Genomic DNA, 23,523 nt, shown 5'->3' on the forward strand with positions numbered 1-23,523 from the left:
CCAGAGATGAGCGACGAGGTGAGATGAGCAGTTCGCGCGACGTCGTCGTCACCGGCATCGGCCTCGTCTCCTGCGCGGGCGAGGGCATCGCGGCGCATCTCGCGGCCCTCGACGCGGGCGCGCCGGCGCGCACCGACACCGAGGCCTTCGCGCCCTACACGGTGCACCCGGTGGCGCCCCTCGCCCTCGACGGCCAGATCCCGAAGAAGTCCGACCAGCGCCAGATGGAGCCCTGGCAGCGCCTGGGCGTCTACGCCGCCGGCCTCGCCCTGGATGCCGCCGGGGTGAAGGGGGATGCCGACCTGAAGGGCCGGATGCACCTCGTGGTCTCGGCCGGCGGCGGCGAGCGCGACACCGCGGTGGACGGCGCCATCCTCACGGGCCTGCGCGAGGCCGCCGATCCGGGCGCCTACCTCAACGAGCACCTGCAGAACGACCTGCGCCCGACCCTGTTCCTGGCCCAGCTCTCGAACCTGCTCGCCGGCAATATCGGCATCGTCCATGGGGTCACGGGGGCGTCCCGCACCTTCATGGGCGAGGAGGCCGCCGGCACCGACGCCCTGCGCATCGCCCAGGCCCGGATCGCCTCGGGGCAGGTGGACTGCATGCTGGTGGGCGGCTCCTACAGCGCCGAGCGGCCGGACGTCATGGTTATCCACGAGATGGGCGGCTTCCTGCGCGCCCGCGACTTCCGCCCCGTCTTCGACCGGACCCCGGCGGACGAGGCGGGCTTCATCCTCGGCAGTGCCGCCGCCTTCCTGGTGCTGGAGGCGGCCGAGCATGCCGCCGCCCGCGGGGCCCGGGCGCTGGCGCGCCTCGGCCCGGTGGCGAGCGACCGCACGACGCGCGCCCCGGGCAGCACCGAGGCCAGCCTCGCGGCCCTCTGGGCAGCGGCAGGGATCGCGGCGCCCGAGATCGTCCTCGCCGGGGCCACCGGCGTCGCCCCGGTCACGGCCGAGGAGGGCGCGGCCCTGGCGCGCCTCGCGCCGGGCGTGGCCGTGACGGCTCTGGGCGACCTCACCGGCCACACCCTCGAGACGGTGGCGCCCTTCGGCGCGGCCCTGGCCGCAGGCCTGGTCGCCGAGAGGGGCCTGCGCGAGGTCGCCGTGACGGTGGTGGGCCATCGCCGCGGCGAGGGCGTGATCCGCGTAACGGCGGCCTGACCCCGGGGCGATCCCGGACTCCGGCCGTGGCGAAATAGAGTGTAAGACGGCGCCATGACGAACCAACCTCTCAGTGACACCAGGGTTCGGGACGCGAAGGGCCGGCCGCTGGTGGCGGTCACCGGCCTCGGCATCGTCACCTCCCTCGGCCAGGGGCAGGCCGACAACTGGGCCGCGCTGACCTCCGGCCGGTCCGGCATCCACGCCATCCGGCGCTTCCCCACGGAAGGCCTGCGCACCCGCATCGCCGGCACCGTCGACTTCCTCGACACCGACCCCCTGGTGGCGCCGGCCCTGTCGCAGCGCTTCGCGGAAGCCGCCGCCGACGAGGCGATCGCGCAATCCGGGATCGGCCGGCCCGGGGACTTCCCCGGGGCCCTGTTCATCGCCGTCCCCCCGGTGGAGATCGAGTGGCCGCAGCGCCAGGCCCTGGCCGAGGCCTCGGGCCAGACCGGCCCGATCACCTACGCGGACCTGCAGCGCGCCGCCGCGAGCCGCCGCTTCGACCCCTGGCACGACCTCTTCATCTTCGGCACGGTGGCCGACCACATCGCCGACCGGTTCGGCACCAAGGGCTCGCCGATCTCCCTCTCCACCGCCTGCTCGTCCGGCGCCACCGCGATCCAGCTCGGCGTCGAGGCGATCCGGCGCGGCGAGGTCACGGCCGCCCTCTGCATCGGCACCGACGGCTCGGTGAACCCGGAATCCCTGATCCGGTTCTCGCTGCTCTCGGCCCTCTCCACCCAGAACGACCCGCCCGAGGCCGCCTCGAAGCCCTTCTCGAAGAACCGCGACGGCTTCGTCATGGGCGAGGGCGCGGGCGCCCTGGTGCTGGAGGACGCCGAGGCGGCGCGGGCCCGCGGGGCGACGATCCTCGGCTACGTCCTCGGCTGCGGCGAGAAGGGCGACGGCTTCCACCGCACCCGGTCGAGCCCCGACGGTGCCCCCGGCATCGCGGCGATCCGCGCGGCCCTCGAGGATGCCGACACGCCCCCCGACGCCATCGACACCGTGAACGCCCACGGCACCTCGACGCCTGAGAACGACAAAATGGAGGCGATGAGCTGCGCCGCCGTGTTCGGCGACCGCATCCGCACCCTGCCGGTCTCGTCCAACAAGTCGATGATTGGGCACACCCTCACGGCCGCGGGCGCAGTGGAGGCGGTGATCTCGCTCCTGACCATCGCGCATGGCCGGATCCCCCCGACCATCAACTACGCGGTGCCCGACCCCGCCATCCCCCTCGACATCGTGGCCGAGGCCCGGGACGTGCCGGTGCGCCGGGTGCTGTCGAACTCGTTCGGCTTCGGCGGCCAGAACACCTGCCTCGTGCTGGCGGACGAGCCGGCATGACGACGGAGCCGAGCCCCGGGCCCGGCCGCCGCGTCCTCGTCACAGGGGGCGCCTCCGGCCTCGGCGCCGCCATCGTGCGGGCCCTGGTCGCCGCCGGCCACGACGTCGCCTTCACCTACCGCTCCTCCGCCGAGGCCGCCGAGGGTCTGGTGGCGGAACTCTCCGCGTCTCATCCCGGCCGCACGGTGACCGCGCGGGCCCTCGACCTCGCCGACCGTGACGCCGTGGAGGCGTTCTGCGAGGATCTCGAGGCCGACGACGGCTTCCACGGCTTCGTCCACAATGCGGGCCAGTCCTACGACGCCCTGGCGGCGATGCTGGACCAGGACCGGGCCGAGGCGGCCATGCAGGTGAACTTCTGGTCGCTCACGCGCCTGGCGAAATCCCTGGTCCGGGGCATGACCCGCGCACGGGCGGGACGGATCGTCGCCATCGGCTCGGTGGCGGCCCTTCGGGCCAACCCGGGCAACGCCGCCTACGCCGCCACCAAGGGCGCCCTCATCGCCTATTGCCGCACCCTGGCGGTCGAGTCGGCCAAGCGCGGCGTCACCGTCAACGTGATCGCGCCGGGTTTCATCGATACCGGGATGATGGCCCCCTACGCCGCCTATCGCGCCACCATGGAGCGCCAGATCCCCGCCGGCCGCTTCGCCCGGCCGGAGGACGTCGCCGCCCTCGCGGCCTTCCTGATGGGCGAGGGCGCCGCCTACATCACCGGCGCGGTGCTGCCCGTCGACGGCGGCCTCACCGCGATGATGGGCGTCCATCGTTCCTGAGGTCGAACCGAGCATGTCCCCGATCCCCGCCGCGCTGGTCCTCCTGCTCCTCGCCGCCGGTCCCGCCGCCGCGGCCGACGCGTTCCGGGTCGACGGCCTCCCGCGCGGCGAGACCCTGAGCATCCGCGAGACACCGGATGCCGCCGCCCCCGCCCTTGGCCAGGCCCCACCGGGCGCCCGCCTGCGCGGCTTCGGCTGCACCGCCGACACCCCGAGCGGGCTGACCTGGTGCCGGGTCAAGGCCGGCCCGATCCTCGGCTGGGCCCGACGGCGCTACCTGTCGCCGGAGTGAGGCCGGTCCGGCGGGTTGATGCCTGGTCCCGCGGAGGCTAGCGAGGGGCGCATGAACGCCCAGTCCCCGCGGGGGCATCCGCGGCGCCCCGCGAACGGAAGCGAACCCCATGCAATCCCTCCAGCTCCACGGTGACCGCGACCTGCGCCTCGAGGATGTCGCGGAGCCCGCGGCCCCCGGCCCCGGCGAGGTCCAGATCCGCGTGCGCGCGGTGGGCCTGAACTTCATCGACGTCTGGGGCTTCCGCGGCATGGCCTTCGCCAAGCGCAAGCTGCCCCTGGCGGTCGGGGCCGAGGCCTCGGGCGAGATCGTCTGCGTCGGGGAGGGCGTCACGGGCCTGGCCGCGGGCGACCGGGTGGCGATGTACGGCGCCCAGACCTGCGGCCGGTGCAAGGCCTGTCGGGACGGCCGCGACAACCTCTGCGAGGACGTCTCCGGCGTGATGGGCTTCCACATCGACGGGTTCGCCCGCGAGCGGGTGACGATGCCGGCGCGCCTCGTCATCAGGATGCCGGACGGCGTCAGCTTCACCGATGCGGCCTGCGCCCCCGTGGCCTTCGGCACCGTGCAGCACATGCTGTTCGACAATGCCCGCCTGGAGCCGGGCGAGAGCATTCTCGTCCATGCCGGCGGGTCGGGCATTGGCACGGCGGCGATCAAGATGGCCAAGGCCATCGGCTGCACGGTCTTTACCACGGTGGGCGACGACGCCAAGGGCGAGAAGGCCAAGGCGCTCGGGGCCGACCACGTCATCAACTACCGCGAGGAGCGCTTCGAGGGCGAGGTCCGCCGCCTGACCAAGCGCAAGGGCGTCGACGTAGTCTTCGAGCATGTCGGCCCCGACACCTGGAACGGCTCGCTCCTCTGCCTCAAGCGCGGGGGACGGCTCGTCACCTGCGGCTCCACCTCGGGCGTCTCGACCAGCATGAACCTGATGCAGCTGTTCCAACAACAGTACCGCATCACCGGCTCGTTCGGCTGCTCGATGGCCAATATCCGCGACGCCATGGCCAAGATGGCCCAAGGCATCACTCCCGTGGTGGACACGGTTCTACCGTTGGCCGATTTCGCGCAGGGGCTGGAGCGCCTGGAATCCCGGAAGGTGTTCGGCAAGATTCTCGTGACGCTCTGAGTTGCAGCGCATGCGGGTGCCCTCCCGGGCTAAAATGAATTATGCCAGGGGCCAGGGTCGTCGCCGGAACGCCCCGCGTCACGGGATTCGTTTTGCTTCGCCTTGCCCTCGTCCTGAAGCGTAACCTGCCGCGGCTGGCCGGCCTCGCCATGATTCCCCTGATCCGGGGGCTGTTCTGGCTGGCGCGCCTCCTCGGCGCCGAGCGGGCAAGCCGGGTCGGCGGCTGGATCACCCGGACGATCGGTCCCTTCCTGCCGGCGCACCGCATCGCGACGGCCAACCTGCGCGCGGCCTTCCCCGAGCGGGACGAGGCCGCGATCCATGCCCTCGCCCTCGAAGCCTGGGACAATCTCGGCCGGACGGGCGCGGAATACGCCCATCTCCACACGCTGTTCGATCTCGACCCGGCGGATCTCTCGGCCAGCGGCCGGATCACGGTGGCGGGCGAGACCCATTTCGCCGACCTGCGCGACGACGGGAAACCGGGCCTGATCTTCTCCGCCCACCTGGCGAACTGGGAATTGCCGGCGATCTGCGCGGCCCAGTTCGGCCTCGACGCCACCGCGATCTTCCGCCCGCCCAACGACGCGGCCTCCGCGCGCCTCGTCCAGGAGGTCAGGCGCCAGACCATGGGCGGCCTGGCGGCGGCCGGGCAGGGCGCGGTCTTCGCCATGCAGGGCGTGGTGGAGCGCGGCGGCCATCTCGGCCAGCTCATCGACCAGCATTTCACCCGGGGCGTCGTGGTGGAGTTCTTCGGCAAGCCGGTGCTGGTCAATCCGCTCCTGGGCAAGCTCGCCCGCCACTACGAATGTCCCGTCCACGGCGCCCGGGTGGTCCGCCGCGACGGCACGCGCTTCCACCTCGAGCTCACCCCACCCCTCGACCTGCCGCGGGACGCCTCCGGCGCCATCGACGTGCAGGGGGCGATGCAGGCGATGACCCGGGTGATCGAGGGCTGGATCCGGGAGAATCCCGGCCAGTGGCTCTGGATGCACCGGCGCTGGCGTCCCGCGATGCTGCCGAAGCCCAAGCCCGCGCCGGCCCCGGCTCCGTGCACGGCGGCCCCGGCCGGCGCGCCGGAGGATCGAGCGACCGTGATGACGGGGAATGATCGGGCGACGGTATCCTGACCCCATGAGTCGCGCCGCCCCGTCCCTTCCGCGCCGAACCGTCGGCCTGCGCCTCGCCCTCCTGGTCGCCGCCGGCGCCCTGTTGGCCGGTGCGACCCAGGTCCGGGCGGGCGAGCGCACCCCGGTGGTGATCGAGCTCTACACGAGCCAGGGCTGCGCCTCCTGCCAGCCGGCCTCGCGGGTGCTCGGGGAGTTCTCCCGGGAGCCCGGCGTGATCGCCCTGACCTTCCCGATCACCTACTGGGACTATCTCGGCTGGAAGGATGCCTATGCCCAGCCCGCCTTCACGGCGCGGCAGCGGGCCTACGCCTCCCTGCGCGGCGAGCGCCAGGTCTTCACGCCCCAGGCCATCGTCAACGGCGAGCCCTCAATGATCCGCTCGGATCGCAACTCCCTGGAACGGGCCCTGCGCCGGGCCCGGGCGACCAGCCCGATCCAGGTGCCGATCCGGAGCTGGGAGGAGGGCGATCGGATCTGCGTCGATGTCGGCGCGAGCACGGGGCCGGACGCCAAGGCCGAACTCTGGCTGCTGCCGGTGATGCGCCGGCGGCGCATCGCCATCGGCGGCGGCGAGAACAAGGGACAGGTGTTCGACTACATCAACGTCGTGCGCGGGATGCATCGCATCGGCCCCTGGACGGGCCATGCGGCCCACTTCGAGGTGCCCCGCCACGCCGCCCAGGTCGCCGATGCCGATTCCTACGTCGTCGTGCTCCAGGGCGGCAACGAGGGCCGTCCCACCCGCATCCTCGGCGCCGCCAAGGCACCGGGCTTCTAAAAGGCACCGGGCTTCTAAAAGGCACCGGGCTTCTAAAAGGCACTGGTCTTCTGACGCGTGCCAGGCTTCTGGCGGCGCCCCGGGATCGCTCCCGGGGCACCGTTTGACCGAGCGGCCAGTCTGATCGGGCTGGGGAGGCTCAGGCCAAAAGCGGGTCCGGCGACGGCTCAGTACGTCCCGAACTTGTAGTTCAGGCCGGCGCGGACGACGGCGAACTCGTCGGAGCGTCGGCTGGCATAGCCGGTCGTGGCTGCATAACCCGTGCCGGAAACGCTGTACTGGGCGCCCGTCGAGTTCGAATAGGCGAACACGCCGTTGGTGCTGTTGCGGTCGAGGCTGACGTAGAGGCCCTCGACCTTCACGGTCACGGCGGAAGACTTGAAGAAGTTCAGGAACGAGTCGGTGGGCAGGGCGTACTCGATGCCGCCGCCCGCGGCCCAGCCCGTGCGGAACGTGTCGCTGCTGCTGTTGGGCAAGCCGAAGCTGGAGCCGCCCCCGCCGCCATAGGCGAAGCCGCCGGTGCCGTAGACCAGGGTCCGGTCGAAGGCGTAGCCGAGGCGGCCGCGCACGGTGCCGAAATAATCGAGGTTCGAGAGGCCGTTCGGATTGACGAAGGTCAGGTCCGCGTTGGGCGTGCCGACGAAGGACGCCGTGTTGCGGTTGGCGCCGAAGCCGAGATACTGCGCATCCGCCTCGACGCCGACCACCACGCCGGAGCCCGGCGTGAACTGGTAGTTGTAGCCGATCTGGCCGCCCCCGGTGAAGCCGTTGTTGGCGTTGCGGTTGCTGAAGGCCACGAGGCCCGGATCGGCGCCGTTGGCGATGACGCCCGAGGCGGCCGTCGTGCCGATCACGGTGGCACCGCTGCTGCTGTTGGCATCGAAGCCGTAGCCGGCGTTGAGACCCGCATAGAACCCGGTCCAGCTGAAGACCGGAACCGTGGTGAAGACCGGCGGCGCGACGCGGCGCGGAAGGTCGGCGGCGGAGGCCGCGCCGGCGAGCAGGACAGCCATCGGGCCGGCCAGGAGAAGGGGCTTGGTCATGAGATCCTCGTTGTCTCCCTGGGGAGATGGCGAACCCGAACGACGGTTCCAACCCGCAGACCGGTGCCGGACACCCCGGGCGGAAACCCGCGGGTGCCCGGGCGTCTCCGAGACGAGGCCGGTCCCGATCTCCGCATCCGTGCGCCGGCAGACACGGGTGCAAGGGAATCGGGCGGTCGTCTGCGCCTGCCGAACCCGCCCGAGGGCGGCGGCAGATCTGTACGGACGTCCGTTCGAATGTCCGTGGCCGGTGCGACCACGTCCGGACCATGCGTGGGAAAATTACCCACGTCAATTCGAGAGCCGTCATGCGCGTGCGCCTCCACACGGGGGAGGGGGCGCGCGAACGGATGGCGTGTCGGCTCAGGCCAGCGGGCGACGCCGCGGCAAGGACGTCAGTCGACCCACTCGCCGGCGCGCATCACCGGGACCGCCCGGCCCTCGGCGGAGAGCCCGTCGACGTCGATCCGGTCGGAGCCGATCATCCAGTCGATGTGGATCAGGCTGCGGTTGGCGCCCCGGGCCGCGAGGTCGTCCTCGCTGTAGTCCGCGCCGCCGTTGCGGAAGCACTTGCTGTAGGCTTGGCCCAGGGCGATGTGGCTCGCGGCGTTCTCGTCGTAGAGGGTGTTGTAGAACAGGAGTCCCGAGGCGGAGATCGCCGAAGAGGCCGGTACCAGGGCGACCTCCCCGAGGCGGCGCGCGCCCTCGTCCGTCTCCAGCACCTTGGCGAGCACGTCGCCGCCGGTGCGGGCCTTGGCCTCGACGATGCGGCCTCCCTCGAAGCGCACCTGGATGCCGTCGATCAGGGTGCCCTGGTAGGAGAGCGGCTTGGTGCTGGTGACGGTGCCGTCCACCCGGTCCTTGTGCGGGGTGGTGAACACCTCCTCGGTGGGGATGTTGGCGTTGCAGACGATGCCGCTGCGGGAGGCCGAGGCGCCGCCGCACCACTCGTGGTCGTCGGCGAGGCCCACGGTGAGGTCCGTGCCGGGCCCGAAGAAGCGCAGGGCCGCGAAGCGATGGGTGTTGAGCGCGTCCATCCGGGCGTGCAGGGCGGCGTTGTGCGCCTCCCAGGCCGCCACCGGGTCGGGGCCGTCCACCCGGGAGGCCGCGAAGATCGCGTCCCACAGGCGGGACACGGCCTCGGCCTCCGGCAGGTCGGGAAACACCGTGCGGGCCCAGGGCGTCGTCGCCGCCGAGACGATGGTCCAGTTGGTGGAGAAGTTGGCGATGAGTTCCAGGGCGGGGACGTAGGCCTTCGACCGGGCCCGGTTGGCGCGGGCCACCTTGGCCGAATCCTGGCCGGCCAGGAGGGAAGGATCGTCACCCGCGATGGCGAGACGGGCCGCGCCGTTGCGGTAGGCCTCGGCCATGCCGCTGTAGAGCCAACCGGCGGCGGTGTCGAAGGCCGCCTCGGGGGCGTGGGTGAAGCGCGCCAGGGTGGCGGCGTCGTCCGTGTAGAAGGTGGTGACCAGGGAGGCTCCGGCCTTGTAGGCCTGCTCGGTGATGCGGCGGGCCAGCGGCACCGTCTCCAGGGGCGCGGTGATCACGAGTTCCTGCCCGGGTCGGAGACCCAGGCCGACCTTCACGGCGACTTCGGCAAGGCGCTCCAGGCGCTCGGCATGCTGCGCCTCATACGGCGACGCGGCCCCGGTCGGTGTGGACCCAGCAATTGTCTGCGCGATCCCGTCCATGCCTGTCTCCCGATGCTGCCTTCAGCGACGTGCGCTCAAGATCAGGTCTCGGGACGGCAGGTCAACCCTCGGCGGACGCAGGCCTGGCGGCCCGACCGCGGCGGGAACTCAGGCGGCGCGGGACCAGGTGATCTCGCCGAGGTTCTCGCGGAAGGCGAAGCGCAGGAGATGGTCGGAGACCACGTTCTCCAGGCGCGTCAGGGCGGCCGGATCGGGCGTCGCGACCCGCATCAGCAGGGCGTCGGGACCCGCCTCGAAAGTGCAGACCCGGTCCTCGCCGAAGGGGACGCGGCCGGCATCCTCGGTGGCTTCCACCGGAAACTTGTGGCTCCAGTGGCGGCAGAGCTGCTTGAGGTAGCGGCTCGCCTCGGCCGTCGGGACTCTCGCCTGGGAAGTCGGCATCGAACGTGTCTCCTGCTCAGTCTTCGATCGCGACGGCTGATCTGTTCTCTCTCAAGAGAGGGCGGAAGGGTTAAGACCGGGCTAACCCACCGCACTGCAACCAGCCATCCGCCGTTGTCGTGCAACCTCTTCCGCCCGCAGCGGAGCCGATTTATGGCGCATTGCCGTCGACAATCTGGCAAGGCTTTGTGCGGCGCACAACAACAATCCGGCGGGGGCCGGTCCGGTTCCGACTAAATTTTTGTTGAGGCTTCGGAAACGCCGCACGACGCCGCCGCGCCGGCGCCCCCGTCGGGCAGGACCTTGCCCGAGTTGAGGACCTTGCCCGGGTTGAGGACCTTGCCCGGGTTGAGGACCTTGCCCGGGTTGAGGACCTTGCCCGGGTTCAGGATGTTTCCCGGGTCCAGGGCGGCCTTGAGGCTGCGCATCAGGTCGAGGGCCACGGGATCGGCGTAGCGCGCGAGCTCGTCGCGCTTCAGCAGGCCCACGCCGTGCTCGGCCGCGATCGAGCCGTCGAGCCCGGCGACGATGTCGTGGACGATCCGGTTGAAGCGCTCCCAGGCAGCGAGGAACGCGGCGCGGTCCATGCCCACGGGCTGGCTCAGGTTGAAGTGAATGTTGCCGTCGCCGAAATGCCCGAAGGCGCAGACCCGCAGGCCGGGCATCGCCGCCTCGCAGGCGCGCGTCGCCTCGGCCAGGAAGGCGGGCAGGCGGGAGAGCGGCACCGAGACATCGTGCTTGATCGAGGCGCCCTCGGCCTTCTGCACCTCGGATAGGCTCTCCCGCAGGTCCCAGAAGGCGTTCGCCTGCGCCTCGCTCGCCGCCAGGGCCGCGTCCGCGAGGAGGCCCGCTGCCTGCGCCCGGGCGAGCAGCCCCTCCATCAGGGTGCCGGCCTCCTCGTCGGAGCGGGTGGTGGAGACCTCCACCAGGGCGTAGGCCGCGTGCGCCCCGGCCAGGGGCCGCCGGGCCCCGGCCCGGTGGCGCAGCACGATCTCCAGGCCGAAGGGTACGATGTACTCGAAGGCGGTGAGGGCCGGGCCGGCCTCCGCCCGCAGGGTCCGGAACAGGGCGAGGGCGGCCTCGGCCGAGGCGAGGCCGACGAAGGCCACAGCCCGCGAGACCGGCCGGGGATAGAGCTTCAGCACTGCCGCGGTGATCAGCCCGAGGGTCCCCTCCGAACCGAGGAACAGGTGCTTGAGGTCGTAGCCCGCATTGTCCTTGCGCAGGCCCTTCAGCCCGTTCCAGACCCGGCCGTCGGCCAGCACCACCTCCAGTCCGAGGACGAGGTCCCGGGCGTTGCCGTAGGCGAGGACCGCCGTGCCGCCCGCATTGGTGGAGAGGTTGCCGCCGATGCGGCAGGAGCCTTCGGAGGCCAGGGAGAGCGGGAACAGCATTCCGGCCTCCGAGGCGGCGGCCTGCACGTCGGCCAGCACCATCCCGGCCTCCACCGTGATGCTGGCATTGACGGGATCGACCGCCCGCAGGCGGTTCAGGCGCGCCAGGGAGAGGACGATGCCCCCCTGCGGCAGGCCGCCGCCGACATGCCCGGTATTGCCACCCTGCGCCACCACCGGCACCCCCGCCTCGGCACAGGCGCGCACCACGAAGGCGACCCCCTCGGTATCGGCGGGCCGCACCACCGCGTGGGTGTGGCCGCGGCGCAATCCTCGGGTCTCGGTGAGGTGGGGGGCGAGGTCGACCGGATCGGTGAGGACGTGGGCGGCGCCGAGATGCGCGGCGAGGTGTGCCAGCAGGCGGGAAGGATCGGTCACCACGGCACTCGCAACGGCAGGCCTCGGCACGCGGCGGGATGGCGCGGCTTGGCCTGCCGCCTATGATAGGGATGGCGCGGCGTCCTGTGCAGGGCGAGCGACCGGGCGCCGCGCCGCATCCGCCCAGAAACGAGGTTGGAGAGACCCATGCTGTCCGTGATCCCGAACCCGCCCCGCATCGCCCTTCCGATCGTCGGCAGCGACGACCTCTTCCCGGTCCGCCGGGTCTACTGCGTCGGCCGCAACTATGCCGCCCATGCCCGCGAGATGGGCAAGGACCCCGATCGCGAGCCGCCGTTCTTCTTCATGAAACCCGCCGACACCCTGCAGATCGTGACCGGCACGGAAGCGGTGGACCATCCCTACCCGCCGCGCACCGAGAACTACCATTTCGAGGTCGAGATGGTGGCGGCCCTCGGCCTGGGCGGCCGCGACATCCCGGAAGCCTCCGCCCTCGACCACGTCTACGGCTACGCCGTCGGCCTCGATATGACCCGGCGCGACGTCCAGGACGAGGCCAAGCGCCTGGCGCGCCCCTGGGACCTCGCCAAGTCCGCCGACGCCTCGGCGCCAATCGGGCCGCTGCACCCGGCCTCGGCCATCGGCCACCCGGTCCAGGGCGCCGTCACCCTGGCGGTGGACGCGGGCGAGCGCCAGCGCGGCGACCTCTCCGAGATGATCTGGTCGATCCCCGAGCAGGTCGCTCTGCTCTCGACCTATTTCGAGCTGCACCCGGGCGACCTCATCTTCACCGGCACGCCCTCGGGCGTCGGCGCCGTCCGGCGCGGCGAGACGATGACGGCCGCCATCGACGGCCTCGGCGCCATCCGCCTGCGCGTCGTCTGAACCGCATGCTCCTGCAACGCCCCTGGATGCGGCGCCTGATCCACTACGGCGCCCTGGCGACGCGCGGCATGACCCTGGGCGTGCGCGGCGTCGCCATCGACGCCGCGGGCCGGGTCTGCCTCGTCCGCCACACCTACGTGTCGGGCTGGCACCTGCCCGGCGGCGGCATCGAGGCAGGCGAGAGCGCGGTGGTGGCCATGGCCCGGGAGTTCCGCGAGGAGGCCGAGATCGTCGTCGATCCCGGCCACTCCCTGCGGCTGCACGGCTTCTACCACAGCCGCGCGGGGGCCGGGCGCGACCACGTCGCCCTCTACGTGGCGGCCGCCTTCGCGGTGCGGGCACCGAAGCAGCCCGACCGCGAGATCGCCGCCTGCGGCTTCTTCCCCCTCGATGCGCTGCCGGCCGAGACCACAGCCGCCACCCGCGCGCGCCTGCGTGAAATCCGCGAGGGCCTGCCTCCGTCCGCGCAGTGGCAGCCCTGAGGGACGGTGCGATGCCGGCAAACGGCCGACGTGGCGAGCGCCTGGATTCAGCGCTTGCAACGCCCGGCGGAATGGTGTTTAGAGACGCCGTCCGGGGCCGCCGGCGGGTCTTTCCCACCAGCGGCGCGGTTGTGAGCGGGTGTAGCTCAGGGGTAGAGCACAACCTTGCCAAGGTTGGGGTCGAGGGTTCGAATCCCTTCGCCCGCTCCAAAACTTCAATTATTGCAAGTACTTGCAGGATCGTTGCAACACCTCACCCCGGCGTTGCAGCTTTCCAGGCAGCACCAAGGCGGCACCGGGTATGCCACGCTGCGGGACCCGCGTGTGGGTCCGCTCCCGAAGGAATGGGCAAGCGACGGCTCACTCCGATTTTCCGGTTTCGGCCGCGCTGGATCTCCCGACGCCTTAGGCGCCTTCGTAGCTCGATCTCGACCTAGGTGCGGGACACGGGACCTGCGCATTCCTTCCGACCTGCTCAGAAATCCACTGCCTTCGGTCCAGGCGGGTGTGCCGCTCGTCGATCGGCGATATCCAGGGTCGGAGGCGTTCGACGTTCCAGACGTCGTCCGCGGCTATGCCGATCCAGGGTACGCTGGTTCCTTCGGTGCTCCGCGGTCCATGCGGGCGCCTCCTCCGCCCGACGGCGAACGCGGTTCAAAAGTGGGCCGGTGCTTCCTATGCACTCGACACGGGCACATCGGCGGCCGAGATCGCGCGCCGGGCGCGGTCACTCGGTGGGACATCGAGGAGGTCCTGCCGTTCTTACGCGCACGAGGTCGCCGTCGGCCCACGAAAAAATCGAAACACCCTTTTGATGGGGGTGCCTTCTCGGCTCACGTGCGGATCGGGTCGATCCACCAACGGGCCGAAGCGTCGCACGGCGTCCTTCGCCCGCATCCGGATCTCGCATCGCGTATCGACCTGCCGCTCGTCGCGAGGCGGGCCGGGTGTGCGATGCGTCGCCTGAGGCAGCACCGTCGACCGAGATCGGTCGTCGTGCCATCGCCGCGGTCAGCAGGGCGGGACACGGCGCGACCAGTTGCAGGGCCGCGTGGCGTTCTAGTCCCGAGGCCGGATGATCGCGGGTTCGGCACGTCGGGTGACTGATCCGTTCGGGCTTGGGTCCGGCGTCTTCCTTGTCCGTAACTTCCTCGGCAACCTATCGCGAGGCCATGGAAGGTACGGATCGGCGTCGTGCCACCGGTCCGAAATCGGATGCGGCATTTCCGATACGCTTGGCCGCGATCGGTCGTCCAACGCTTTTGCAGGGCGTCCGCAGCCGTTTCAGGTCGCATCCTGATCGCCGCTTGCATGTCGAAAAATTCGACATTATTGTTCTTGGAAAGTCACGGATTTCGACAGGCCATGACGCTCGCCACGTTCCCCGCTCCATCCGTGTCGTCCTTCCCGACGGCCGAAGTCGAGAAGTGCCTACGCGACGAGCTGATCGAGGCGGTCAAATCGGAGGCGGCCGTGAAAGGCGACGCCCTGCCGCCCACGCCGGCGGCGATCGCCACGACGAAGTTTCAGATCGACTCCCTGGTGGTCGTCTCGCTGCTCACGGCGGTCGAAAGTGTCGTCGGCTGCAACCTGCCGGATACCGTCGTACGCGCGGGTGGCTTCACGTCGGTGGAGCAGGCGTTGGAACAGCTTGTTCCACGGATCGAGAAGCACTGGGCCAAGATCAACGGAGTGAAGACGTGAACCAAGCCTCGAGCCCTCCGGGCAGCGACGAGGAGGAACGCAGGAAGCTGGGCGATCGGCTGAAAGAGGCCAGGAAGTATCTCGGTCTGAAGCAGGAGGAGGTGGCGAACTACCTCAAGATCCCGCGCACTGCCTTGACCGATATCGAGAGTGGCCAGCGCCGTGTGGAAGCCATCGAGCTGACGCGTTTGGCCAGACTCTACCGCCAACCTGTGGGCTACTTCACCGGAGAAGACGAGGCCTCCTCACAACTGCCGATCGACGTCGCCCACTTGGCGCGGCAGGCGGCGGCGCTCTCGGAGAAGGACAGAGAGGAGCTCGGTCGCTTCGCGGAGTACCTGCGGGTCAGAGCGCGGCCGGATCGAGGCTGAGCGATGGTCGCGACAACCTACGCAGGAGCGGTCCGGGCCGGTACACAGGCCGCCGCGCGGCTTCATCGGGATCTCGGCATACGATCACGGGTCGAAGCGCATGGGGGCAATGTCGACGTATTCGGATCGATCGGAGCGCTCGACCTGCCACTCCTTCTGCGTCCTCTGCAGGGACTCCTCGGAGCCTATCTGAACGATCCGGCTCCGGGAATCCTCGTGACCACACAGCGCGCCATGAGCATCCAGCGCTTCACGGCAGCCCACGAGCTCGGGCACTTCTCCCTTGGGCACGAGCCCAGTCTCGACGACGAGGGAATTCTGCGGCGCATGCCGATGGCTGGTGAGAGGGCGCCGAAATTCCAGGAGGTCGAAGCGGATGCCTTCGCGGTCGAGTTCATGATGCCGCGTTGGCTCTTCTTCGCACACGCATCGCGTCAGGGCTGGACGGCGAGGGACTTCGTCCGACCCGATCGCGTCTACCAGCTTTCTCTGCGTCTGGGCGCCAGCTACGCGGCGACCTGCTACACGCTCGCGAGGCATCGTCTGATCACCTCCGGACACGTCGACGCGCTCCTCGAGACGAAACCGCGGGAACTCAAGGCCGAGCTTCTGGATCCCTACCGCCCAGACGACTATCGAGGCGACGTCTGGCTTCTCACGGAACGCGACGCCGGAACCCGCATCGATGGAAGCCGCAACGACATCTTCGTGCTCCGCCTGAAGGAGCACAGCGGCGGCGGATATCTGTGGGACATCGATCAGCTCAAAGACAGCGGCTTCGCGATCGTCGGGGACGAATTGTCGGAGCCACCCGAAGACAGCGTCGGCGACAACGTGCTTCGGCGCGTCACGGCCGCGCCGCCGGACGACTTCCGCGGACTGATCGAACTCGCCGAGTTTCGGCCCTGGGATCCCGACGCGCTCCTAACCAAATTGGACGTCGAGATGGACCTGACCGGCCCCGAGGAGGAAGGCCTCTCTCGTGCCGAGCGGCGGAGCTTGCTTGAGGCGGCATGAGCGGCGTCGAGGTTTTCGTAGACCTGCGGCCGCGCTTCGGTCATGCGCGCGATCAGGGCCCCCGGCCGACCTGTCTCGCGTTTGCTGCGAGCGACACCCATGCCGGGGTTCGGCCCGGATGGCTCCCCCTTTCGTCCGAGTACGCGTTTCATCGGGCTCAGACGCGCATGGGTTTCGGTCCGGATGAAGGAGCGACGCTGGCGTCCATGCTGGACGTACTGCGTGAGGACGGGCAGCCGGAGGAGGGCGGTTGGCCCTACCTTCCGGCGACGCCGGTCGATGCTGCGTCCTGGGTCCCGCCGGGCGACGTCGGCCTTCTGTTCAGACGCGGATCCGAACGTCGCCCGGTCGCCTTCGACATCATCGTGGGCGAGATCGAGCGCGGCCAGCCGGTCATCGTCCTGATCCAGCTTTCCCGCTCCTTCTTTCGACCGGATGCGGACGGCATGATCCATCCCGCCACCGGCGAAACGCCGGAGCCGCAGCGCCGTCACGCCGTGGTCGCCGTCGGCCACGGAAAGGCCGGCGGCCATCGTGCGATCCTGGTGCGGAACAGCTGGGGCGCGAAGTGGGGCAAGCGAGGCCACGCTTGGCTCACCGAGACGTTTATCGCCCCGCGCATCTACGCTGCCGCGAAACTGACGGAGGATGTCGTTGTATCTCCCGATCCCCCAGCAGCCTGACTGCATCAGCGCTTGGCGCGAGGCCGTACGGATGGTCGAAGCGCAGCCGAGCCACTGCGCCTACAACGTCGTCCTCGACATCGCGGACCCGACGAGGAACACGACGCTGCAGGATCCAGGCGTCGCTCTGGTCGATGACTTCCTCCGCCAACAGGGTCAACAGGCGGTCGGGACCGTGGCGAACACGATCTTCCCTGCCAGTCTTTACCACCGATACGGTGCCCCGGCCTTCTTCGACGTCTTCCAGGAACGGGTGTTGAGAAGGGTTCGGCGCAACGAGCGGTGGTCTGGCTACTACTTCGAGCGGATGATCGACGTTTCGGTGCCGGAAGGGAAGAGCCCGAATCAGCTTTGGGATATCGTCGGACGGATCAACGACAAAAAAGTCAAATCCCTCAACAAATTCGAGCTTCCATTGTTCGATGCGGCACGCGACGTCGACAATTCACCCTACGGAGGACAATGTCTCAGCTTCCTGAGTTTCAAGGTGGTGCCCGGAGCGAAGAACAGCGGAAAGAAGCTTGGGCTTACGGCGATGTATCGTAACCACTTCTACGTTGAAAAATTGCTCGGAAACCTCATCGGCCTTGGGCGTCTGATGGATTTCGTCTGCCGTGAGACGGGCCTCGATCTCGGCGAACTCACGATCGTCTCCACGCGTGCTGAGGTCGATTTGCCGAAGGGCACCCGTCGCAACGACATCAAGACCCTTCTAAGCCGAGTCCGGGATGCCGGCCAGAAATACGCGGCCTGACCGATGCCGGATCGAGGGGGCGCCGCGACCACGTTCGTCCCGTCGCCGCCGATCGTCTCGGACGGAGTCGCCGGAGCCCTTCCGCAAGGCCCGCATGCGTGTTCAGAAGGGCAGGCTCGCAGGCGTCGGCCGCTCCTTGGTCGTCTGGGCGACACCGTAGAGCGAATGCACGCCAGAGATGAACTCCGCCTGTCCGCCGTAGCTCGGGTGGCGGACGACTGAGAGCGGGATGTCGATACCAGAAAGAGCCAGAGCCGCATCGCGCCCGATCGCGACGATGCGCTTGGGCGCGACCATCGCGATCAAGGCCTCCATGAGGCACCACGTGGCGTCGCGCTCGGCGCGGGTGTGGCATCGGTTCGAGAACGGGTTCTTCGGCTCGTGTGGGTGGAGCGGGAAGACGTTCCATAGGATCGCAGGCTCGCCTATCCGGGCGAGAACACGCCAGATGATCGCCGCGGTGCGCTCGGCGACGACGGGACCGCGGGTGGCGCGCTTGAGGTCGATGCCGCCCATAAGGGCGCCGGCCGGCTCGAGATGGACCTCGTCCGTCAGGGGCAATCCGGTCCGGCGGCCGCCGCGATATCCGAGGTCGCGGGCGATCCAGATCGTATCGACGTTGGCGTCGAGCGCCGCTTCCAGGCAGCGCGTGAGATTGCGTCGACGCACGGTGGCGGCATCGGCGCGATCATGTTCCGGGCAGACGTCTCCGTACGGATTGAAGACCGAGGGCAGCCGAACTTCGGCGAGCGCTGCAGCGAAGGATGCGGGCGTTCTCAAAGCAGGTGCTCGATCGAGAGGCGGTGGTTGACCATGTCGATGTGGATACGCCCGCGCCGATGTTCGCGCAGGAAGCGGAAAGCCGCATAGCCCTGAAGAATGGCTTCTTCCCACATCCAAAGCGGGCAGCGCTCCGCCTCGTAGCCCGCCGCGAACTGGCGGACGTGCTTCAGGAGGTCGAACGGGATGTCGCCGGGCCGAGCGCCGGCGAACAATTCCAGGTCCACTGCCTGCCCGAAGATCCAGGTCGTGATCCCCTCCTCGATCAGGATCGCCCGTGCGCCGTCCTGCGCTTCGTCCACTTTCGGCGCGCTCTTGCGCTTCACCCGGAGCAGGGCCCGGACGACCGGCGACCAGCCGAGCACGGCGACGTAGGCGTAGTGGAAGACGTCGTGGAAGCGGTAGTCGTCCTGAAGCATGGCGTTGTCCGTCAGCCGGTCGCCGATGTTGATGCCGTTGCAACGCTGGTAGACGAATTTGCGCTCGCGGACGTCGCGCTCGAAGATGTCGACGTACAGGTCTCGCGGCAGCTGCTCCGCCGGATCGGACTGCGCATCGAGGGGCACCGGATAGATGCGCTCGTGCGGCCACCTGTCGAAGATCTTCTCCAGGTTCTTCACTGCCGCCGCCTCGAGCGTCACTCCCGCTTCGGTGGCGGCCTCGACCAGGGACCGTGTGATCGATCTCAACCGATCCGCAAGCAGATCGCCTTGTCCGAGCCGCTCCTCGTGCTGGTCGGCGAGCAGCACACCGACCTCGCTGGCAAGCTGGAGAAGCGTCCTTTCGAAAGCCGCGTTCGGCGCGTCCTGATGCGGCATGATCGCGGGCTGGAGGGATGCGAAGGTCGCCGCACCGGTCTGGGTCGGGCTTGCGAAGATCTCCTCCAATCGGAGTCCGCCGCGTGAAGCGACCGCGGTCACGTACCAGAGGACATCGCCGAGTTCTTCGACGACGGCGCTGGCGTATCCGAGATACGAGGCCCGATCACGTTGCTTCTTTTTGACTTCGCTGAGAAGGCTGCCCGTTTCCCCGAAGAGCCCGAGCAGAGGGAACGCCAGCGAGCCACCGTCGCTTCGCTGGTCGGTGGACGAGGCGAGCGAGGCGTAGCCTGCGATCGTGAGAGGTGAGAATTCATCCATCGGCGCAGTCATGGAGAGGATCCTAGCCGTGCGGCCGTAGCCTGTCGCCAGCTACAATGACGGAATCCGCGATGGGCGCTGGTGCCGTCGCAGCGACCGTCGCAATCGATACGATCGCTGCAAACCCGAGCCGCCCTTCGCCGGCCTGGGGTTCCTCGACGAGGATTGGTCGGGCTGAACCGACGTCAGGGGGAGATCGCGCGAACTGCCTTCAGGACCACCGTCGCGTCGATTTCCAACGCGTCCGCGATCTCGAGAAACTCGACCAGATCGATCCGCCTTCCCCCTCCTTCGATCGCGGCGACGACCGATTGATATCGGCCAAGTCGCGAGGCGAGCTCGCTTTGAGTCAGGCCTGATCGCTCACGAGCTTCGACGAGCAGTTCGATCAATCTTCGATGACGTGCGCTTCTGAGGGTCTTGGGCATTGGCCCGTCGGCGGGATCGAGAAAGCCGACCAGCCAGCTAGACCGGATGGAAGATTATCAGAAAATCTGGTTTTCTAAGTGGGCGCCGATCGCGACTCAGCAGGCGCATGGGGGAGGGAGCCATGACCCTCTGGTTCACGGCAGATCACCATTTCGGCCACGCCAACATCATCCGCTTCTGCCATCGTCCATTCGCCGACGTGGCCGAGATGGACGAGGCGATGATCGAACGCTGGAACGCCGTCGTCGAGGACCGCGACGAAGTCTGGCATCTGGGCGACTTCGCCTACCGCTGTGGTCCCAATCGGCAGGCGGAGATCTTCGGTCGCCTACACGGTCGGGCGATCCATCTGGTGCGCGGCAACCACGACCGTGGAAGAACCCTGGCGCTGCCTTGGGCTTCGGTGCAGCACTACGCCGAGATCGACGCGAATGGCCGCCTGCTGGTCCTGTTCCATTACGCATTGCGCGGGTGGAGGGGATCCCGCCGCGGATCTCTGGCTTTGCATGGACATAGCCACGGAGCCTTGCCGAACCTGCCAGCCACCTGCGACGTCGGAGTGGACGTTTGGAATTTCAGGCCGGTTTCGTTGCCCGAAATTCTCCGGAAGATCGAATCCGCTTCGCCACCTTCGTGAGGCGGCGCGGGTGCACGTGGAGCCGCTCTCCGGCCGATCTCGCGGTCGAAGCGGGTCCTTGCCGTTCCCGGGAGCGTTGGGGTGGACGCCCCCTGACGGCATCGGCGTGCCAGAGTGGAGGTGTTGTGACACCACTGCAGGAGGCGTCCATGGGCGAGGTTAGCACGGTCGGAATCGATCTGGCCAAATCGGTTTTCCAAGTTCACGGCTCCGGTCCGAGTGGCGCAGTCGTGTTCCGCAAGAAGCTGCGGCGTGATCAGGTGCTGGCGTTCTTCTCGACACTTCCGCGATGCGTGGTCGCGATGGAGGCGTGCGCCAGTGCTCATTACTGGGCGCGCGAGATAGCCGTGGCAGGTCACGACACGCGGCTCATCCCACCAGCCTACGTGAAGCCGTTTGTGAAGCGGCAGAAGAACGACATGGCCGACGCGGAAGCGATTTGCGAGGCGGCGCAGCGCCCGACGATGCGGTTCGTCCAGGGCAAGAGCGCGCAGGCTCAAGCTGCGGCAGTGGTGTTCCGTACGCGCGACCTGCTCGTGCGTCAGCGGACCCAGTTGATCAACGCGCTGCGCGGGCACCTCACCGAGTTTGGATACGTCGTTCGCCAGGGGGCCGGGCACGTTGGCCAGCTCGTCGCGATCGTCCGCGACCCCACATCTGACGTTCCGGCCGAGGCACGGCCGGTCCTGGCCGTCATCGCGGACAGCCTGCAAGCGCTCCAAGCGCAGATCGCGCGCCTCGACCGCGCGATCGCCCAGCGTGCGAAGGACGATGCCGTGGCTAAGCGGCTGATGACGGTACCGGGTATCGGCCCGGTGGTCGCGACCGCACTGGTGGCACTGGCACCGGCCGCCAGTACCTTCCGCCGCGGGCGCGACTTTGCGGCCTGGCTCGGCCTCGTCCCGCGGCAGCACTCCAGCGGCGGCAAGGAGCGGCTGGGGCGAACGACTAAGATGGGCGAGCGCAGCTTGCGACGGTTGCTGATCCTGGGCGCGAGTTCTGCGACCAAGGTCGCGGCGCGCGCTCCCGACAAAGCTGGGGCGTGGTTGGCCGGTATGCTGTCGCGCAAGCCGCGCATGCTGATCACCGTCGCCCTGGCGAACAAGATGGCGAGGATCGTCTGGGCGTTGATGGCCCGCGGCGGCTCCTACAGAGCTCCGGCCACGGCGTGACCGCCACGGCCTGAGGCGTCAGGGAGGCAGGGAAGGTCAGGCGAGAGGTATGGCGCAACGGTCAGAAGACGGGGTCGGGAAAACCAGTGAACGTCCAAGCGCCTCGAGCGCGCCAAAGCGACTTGGACCCGATCCGCGATCTCCATACAGGCCAGCAGCCGTGAGGATGGCTGCATCGAAAGGCCGGACACACGGAAGCACCTGAACCTGCGCGCACAGATCTCTCAAACACCCCCTTGAATCCGATGGGGCGTCCACACACGGACGTTCAGGCGCATCTTGCCAACTCGCGTAGCCGGCGCATCCAGCGAGTTCGTTGGCGCAGTATGCTAGTTTGTCGCCGCGAGGTCGGGTCCATTGTGATGAGGCGCTGGCACACGAGATCGAAGTGGCAGGTGTCGCGAACTCCGAGCTGCATTGGCCGTATAGCGCGAACTGAACACCTTTCGTCATCGGTGCGGGCCGAATTCGGAGCCTGTGCCACTCCGCCGTGTCTCGCGATTTCTGCCCCCTCATCGCGAGACGTCGGGCAGGGACCGGGCCGGAAATCTTTTCGGAGGCTGACAGCGCCCGGTCCGTTGTCGGATTTTGACAATCCGCTTTCCCGACTTCCGCTGGTAGCCGGGCCGGCCGATGAACTGCGCGGTACCGAACGCGTGGCCCTGCCGCTCGCGCGATCTCATGCGAGGCGAGGCAGTCCGAAGGCAGGTTCGGAGCGGCTCATGCATTCCACGCAGAAATCCGGAGAGCGGTAGAACGCGCCTCGCTCGACCAGGCTTCCGGGATGTACGTCGGAGCGGGCGCCGCCCGTCGGGAGGCGGAAGCGACACTCCTTGTGCACCGCTCGCGTCGGAGGCTCGCTTCGGGGTCTCGAACCCTTTGCGCCGCAAGCTCGTCAGGTTACGCGGTGTGCCACCCGAATCCGCGTCTGCGGCCGAAGCGCGTCGCCCGGCCGTTCGCACAGGCTCGGACGCAGCAAGGAGGTCCCGCGAACAGCGCGGAACGGAGCAGGGCTGCACACGAACATGCGGATAGTCGAACGGATGGAGCAGCTTCGACCAATCGAACTAATTCTCGTCGACGAGCTGTTCGGCATGAGCTCGGGCTACGTGGTTGATTTTACCAACAACACTTTCGCGGATTTCTTCAACCGGGAGGTCGGGGTCGATATCGATGATGGCGCCTACGCGATCTATGGCGGCAGCAAGGGTAAACGCCTCCGCGCATTCTTGACGGTCGGGCAACCGCGGGCGATCGTAAGAGCACTGGCCGCGTTATGGGAATACTGTGAGACGAAGCGAGTCGCTAGCCAGCAGATCGAGATGGCCGTCGATGCACATCGGCGTCTAAGCCTAATCGTGGAGCGATTGGGCGGACCTCTACTTCCAGATTACGAAATCGTTCGGAGCGGCGTCGATCCGAATCCGCCGAACACTCGGAAAGCACTACGTTCGAACGAGCAGGAGTTGCGACGACTTGAGGAGCGCTTTCTTGCTCTTCACGAATTGTCGGATGATCCTCAGGCCCGAGGGCGCCATTTCGAGCGGCTACTTACGGACCTCTACAACGCATGGGACATGGATGCGCGCGGAGGTTTCACCGTTGTCGGCGAGCAGATCGACGGTTCGTTCCAGTTGAATGGCAACACGTATCTGCTCGAGGCGAAGTGGCACCGCGTGAAGACCGACGCCAGTACTTTGCGCGGTTTTCAAGGTAAGGTGAACGAACGTCCGAAATGGACGCGCGGTCTTTTCGTTAGCTTCGCGGGATTCACCGAAGTCGGTCTGCAGGCGTTCACAGTCAGGAAGATCATTCTCGCAGACGGAATGGATATCTACGAAGCGCTGGCCCGGCGCCTCTCGATCCCGGATATCATCGCAGCAAAGATCAGGCACGCGTCGGAAACCCGAAGGTATTTCAAGCGGGTCCGTGGTCTTTTCCTATTGTGGAAGCGACTGCTCTAGGTTACTGATCTTA

Annotated in this window: 24 protein-coding genes and 1 tRNA gene; 18 read left to right on the forward strand and 7 right to left on the reverse strand. The window is 68.5% G+C overall.

All coding sequences use genetic code 11. The annotated features are described in order from the left end of the window. Nucleotides 1–23 precede the first annotated feature (23 nt). From MFF56_RS14195 to MFF56_RS14225, 7 genes are all read left to right on the forward strand, one after another. Entirely contained in the window at nt 24–1,163 is a 1,140-nt protein-coding gene (locus MFF56_RS14195; RefSeq protein WP_238230183.1) for a beta-ketoacyl-ACP synthase, read from the forward strand. A 54-nt stretch (nt 1,164–1,217) separates the two neighbouring features. Next, a complete protein-coding gene (locus MFF56_RS14200; protein ID WP_238230184.1) occupies nt 1,218–2,516 on the forward strand; it encodes a beta-ketoacyl-ACP synthase in 1,299 nt (432 codons plus the stop codon). After that, on the forward strand, nt 2,513–3,292 hold the full coding sequence (locus MFF56_RS14205) for an SDR family NAD(P)-dependent oxidoreductase (RefSeq protein ID WP_238230185.1): 780 nt from the start codon (nt 2,513–2,515) through the stop codon (nt 3,290–3,292). Before MFF56_RS14200 ends, MFF56_RS14205 begins: the two co-directional genes overlap by 4 nt. Nucleotides 3,293–3,305: 13 nt before the next feature. Then, nucleotides 3,306–3,584, forward strand: a complete 279-nt coding sequence (locus MFF56_RS14210; RefSeq protein ID WP_108038938.1) for an SH3 domain-containing protein — start codon at nt 3,306–3,308, stop codon at nt 3,582–3,584. Nucleotides 3,585–3,693: 109 nt separating this feature from the next. Further along, nucleotides 3,694–4,716: a zinc-binding dehydrogenase gene (locus MFF56_RS14215; RefSeq protein ID WP_108038936.1), complete on the forward strand. Its 1,023-nt coding sequence runs from the start codon at nt 3,694–3,696 to the stop codon at nt 4,714–4,716. Nucleotides 4,717–4,808: 92 nt separating this feature from the next. Continuing rightward, nucleotides 4,809–5,846, forward strand: a complete 1,038-nt coding sequence (locus MFF56_RS14220) for a lipid A biosynthesis lauroyl acyltransferase (protein WP_238230186.1) — start codon at nt 4,809–4,811, stop codon at nt 5,844–5,846. Between the two features lie 4 nt (nt 5,847–5,850). Continuing rightward, a complete protein-coding gene (locus MFF56_RS14225) occupies nt 5,851–6,624 on the forward strand; it encodes a DUF1223 domain-containing protein (RefSeq protein WP_108038932.1) in 774 nt (257 codons plus the stop codon). Between the two features lie 167 nt (nt 6,625–6,791). Here MFF56_RS14225 and MFF56_RS14230 read toward each other — a convergent pair whose 3' ends face one another. From MFF56_RS14230 to MFF56_RS14245, 4 genes are all read right to left on the reverse strand, one after another. Beyond that, nucleotides 6,792–7,667, reverse strand: coding sequence for an outer membrane protein (locus MFF56_RS14230; protein ID WP_238230187.1), 876 nt, complete (start codon nt 7,665–7,667; stop codon nt 6,792–6,794). Nucleotides 7,668–8,062: 395 nt separating this feature from the next. Next, a complete protein-coding gene (locus tag MFF56_RS14235) occupies nt 8,063–9,358 on the reverse strand; it encodes an aminopeptidase (protein WP_108038928.1) in 1,296 nt (431 codons plus the stop codon). A gap of 108 nt (nt 9,359–9,466) precedes the next feature. Further along, on the reverse strand, nt 9,467–9,760 hold the full coding sequence (locus MFF56_RS14240; RefSeq protein ID WP_056468938.1) for a DUF2218 domain-containing protein: 294 nt from the start codon (nt 9,758–9,760) through the stop codon (nt 9,467–9,469). Nucleotides 9,761–9,993: 233 nt separating this feature from the next. Next, nucleotides 9,994–11,532, reverse strand: a complete 1,539-nt coding sequence (locus MFF56_RS14245; RefSeq protein ID WP_238230188.1) for an FAD-binding oxidoreductase — start codon at nt 11,530–11,532, stop codon at nt 9,994–9,996. A gap of 147 nt (nt 11,533–11,679) precedes the next feature. Between MFF56_RS14245 and MFF56_RS14250 the strand changes: the two genes are divergently transcribed. The 8 genes from MFF56_RS14250 (at nt 11,680) to MFF56_RS14285 (ending at nt 17,389) form a co-directional block, all read left to right on the forward strand. After that, nucleotides 11,680–12,378 carry a fumarylacetoacetate hydrolase family protein gene (locus MFF56_RS14250; RefSeq protein ID WP_238230189.1) on the forward strand — a complete coding sequence of 233 codons (699 nt, stop codon included), beginning with the start codon at nt 11,680–11,682 and terminating at the stop codon, nt 12,376–12,378. Nucleotides 12,379–12,383: 5 nt separating this feature from the next. Next, nucleotides 12,384–12,860, forward strand: coding sequence for an NUDIX domain-containing protein (locus MFF56_RS14255; RefSeq protein ID WP_238230190.1), 477 nt, complete (start codon nt 12,384–12,386; stop codon nt 12,858–12,860). 135 nt (nt 12,861–12,995) lie between these two features. After that, nucleotides 12,996–13,070 (forward strand) — tRNA-Gly (locus tag MFF56_RS14260). Between the two features lie 1,155 nt (nt 13,071–14,225). After that, the gene (locus MFF56_RS14265; RefSeq protein WP_051975900.1) at nt 14,226–14,564 is read left to right on the forward strand and encodes a hypothetical protein; all 339 of its coding nucleotides are present in this window, start codon (nt 14,226–14,228) and stop codon (nt 14,562–14,564) included. Then, entirely contained in the window at nt 14,561–14,935 is a 375-nt protein-coding gene (locus tag MFF56_RS14270) for a helix-turn-helix domain-containing protein (protein WP_043378444.1), read from the forward strand. Before MFF56_RS14265 ends, MFF56_RS14270 begins: the two co-directional genes overlap by 4 nt. A gap of 3 nt (nt 14,936–14,938) precedes the next feature. Beyond that, nucleotides 14,939–15,952 carry an ImmA/IrrE family metallo-endopeptidase gene (locus MFF56_RS14275; protein ID WP_081948541.1) on the forward strand — a complete coding sequence of 338 codons (1,014 nt, stop codon included), beginning with the start codon at nt 14,939–14,941 and terminating at the stop codon, nt 15,950–15,952. Beyond that, nucleotides 15,949–16,635 carry a C1 family peptidase gene (locus MFF56_RS14280; protein ID WP_043378441.1) on the forward strand — a complete coding sequence of 229 codons (687 nt, stop codon included), beginning with the start codon at nt 15,949–15,951 and terminating at the stop codon, nt 16,633–16,635. The genes MFF56_RS14275 and MFF56_RS14280 overlap by 4 nt, the downstream gene beginning before the upstream one ends. A gap of 31 nt (nt 16,636–16,666) precedes the next feature. Next, a complete protein-coding gene (locus tag MFF56_RS14285) occupies nt 16,667–17,389 on the forward strand; it encodes a hypothetical protein (protein WP_206406839.1) in 723 nt (240 codons plus the stop codon). Between the two features lie 102 nt (nt 17,390–17,491). On the opposite strand, the gene MFF56_RS14290 is transcribed toward MFF56_RS14285, so the two are convergent. The 3 genes from MFF56_RS14290 to MFF56_RS14300 all read right to left on the reverse strand — a co-directional run bounded on the left by MFF56_RS14290 (nt 17,492) and on the right by MFF56_RS14300 (nt 19,736). Then, the gene (locus MFF56_RS14290) at nt 17,492–18,058 is read right to left on the reverse strand and encodes a uracil-DNA glycosylase (RefSeq protein ID WP_230365902.1); all 567 of its coding nucleotides are present in this window, start codon (nt 18,056–18,058) and stop codon (nt 17,492–17,494) included. A gap of 107 nt (nt 18,059–18,165) precedes the next feature. After that, complete coding sequence (locus tag MFF56_RS14295) at nt 18,166–19,320, reverse strand: nucleoside triphosphate pyrophosphohydrolase family protein (RefSeq protein WP_230365903.1); 1,155 nt, start codon at nt 19,318–19,320, stop codon at nt 18,166–18,168. A 173-nt stretch (nt 19,321–19,493) separates the two neighbouring features. After that, nucleotides 19,494–19,736, reverse strand: coding sequence for a helix-turn-helix domain-containing protein (locus tag MFF56_RS14300; protein WP_043378430.1), 243 nt, complete (start codon nt 19,734–19,736; stop codon nt 19,494–19,496). Nucleotides 19,737–19,858: 122 nt separating this feature from the next. On the opposite strand from MFF56_RS14300, the gene MFF56_RS14305 reads away from it, so the two are divergent. From MFF56_RS14305 to MFF56_RS14315, 3 genes are all read left to right on the forward strand, one after another. After that, a complete protein-coding gene (locus MFF56_RS14305; protein ID WP_043378427.1) occupies nt 19,859–20,374 on the forward strand; it encodes a metallophosphoesterase in 516 nt (171 codons plus the stop codon). A gap of 149 nt (nt 20,375–20,523) precedes the next feature. Further along, nucleotides 20,524–21,546, forward strand: a complete 1,023-nt coding sequence (locus MFF56_RS14310; RefSeq protein ID WP_043378424.1) for an IS110 family RNA-guided transposase — start codon at nt 20,524–20,526, stop codon at nt 21,544–21,546. Between the two features lie 1,043 nt (nt 21,547–22,589). After that, nucleotides 22,590–23,510, forward strand: a complete 921-nt coding sequence (locus MFF56_RS14315; RefSeq protein WP_043378421.1) for a restriction endonuclease — start codon at nt 22,590–22,592, stop codon at nt 23,508–23,510. Nucleotides 23,511–23,523 lie beyond the last annotated feature (13 nt).

It is taken from the genome of Methylobacterium hispanicum (genome assembly GCF_022179285.1).
GTDB classification, from domain to species: domain Bacteria; phylum Pseudomonadota; class Alphaproteobacteria; order Rhizobiales; family Beijerinckiaceae; genus Methylobacterium; species Methylobacterium hispanicum.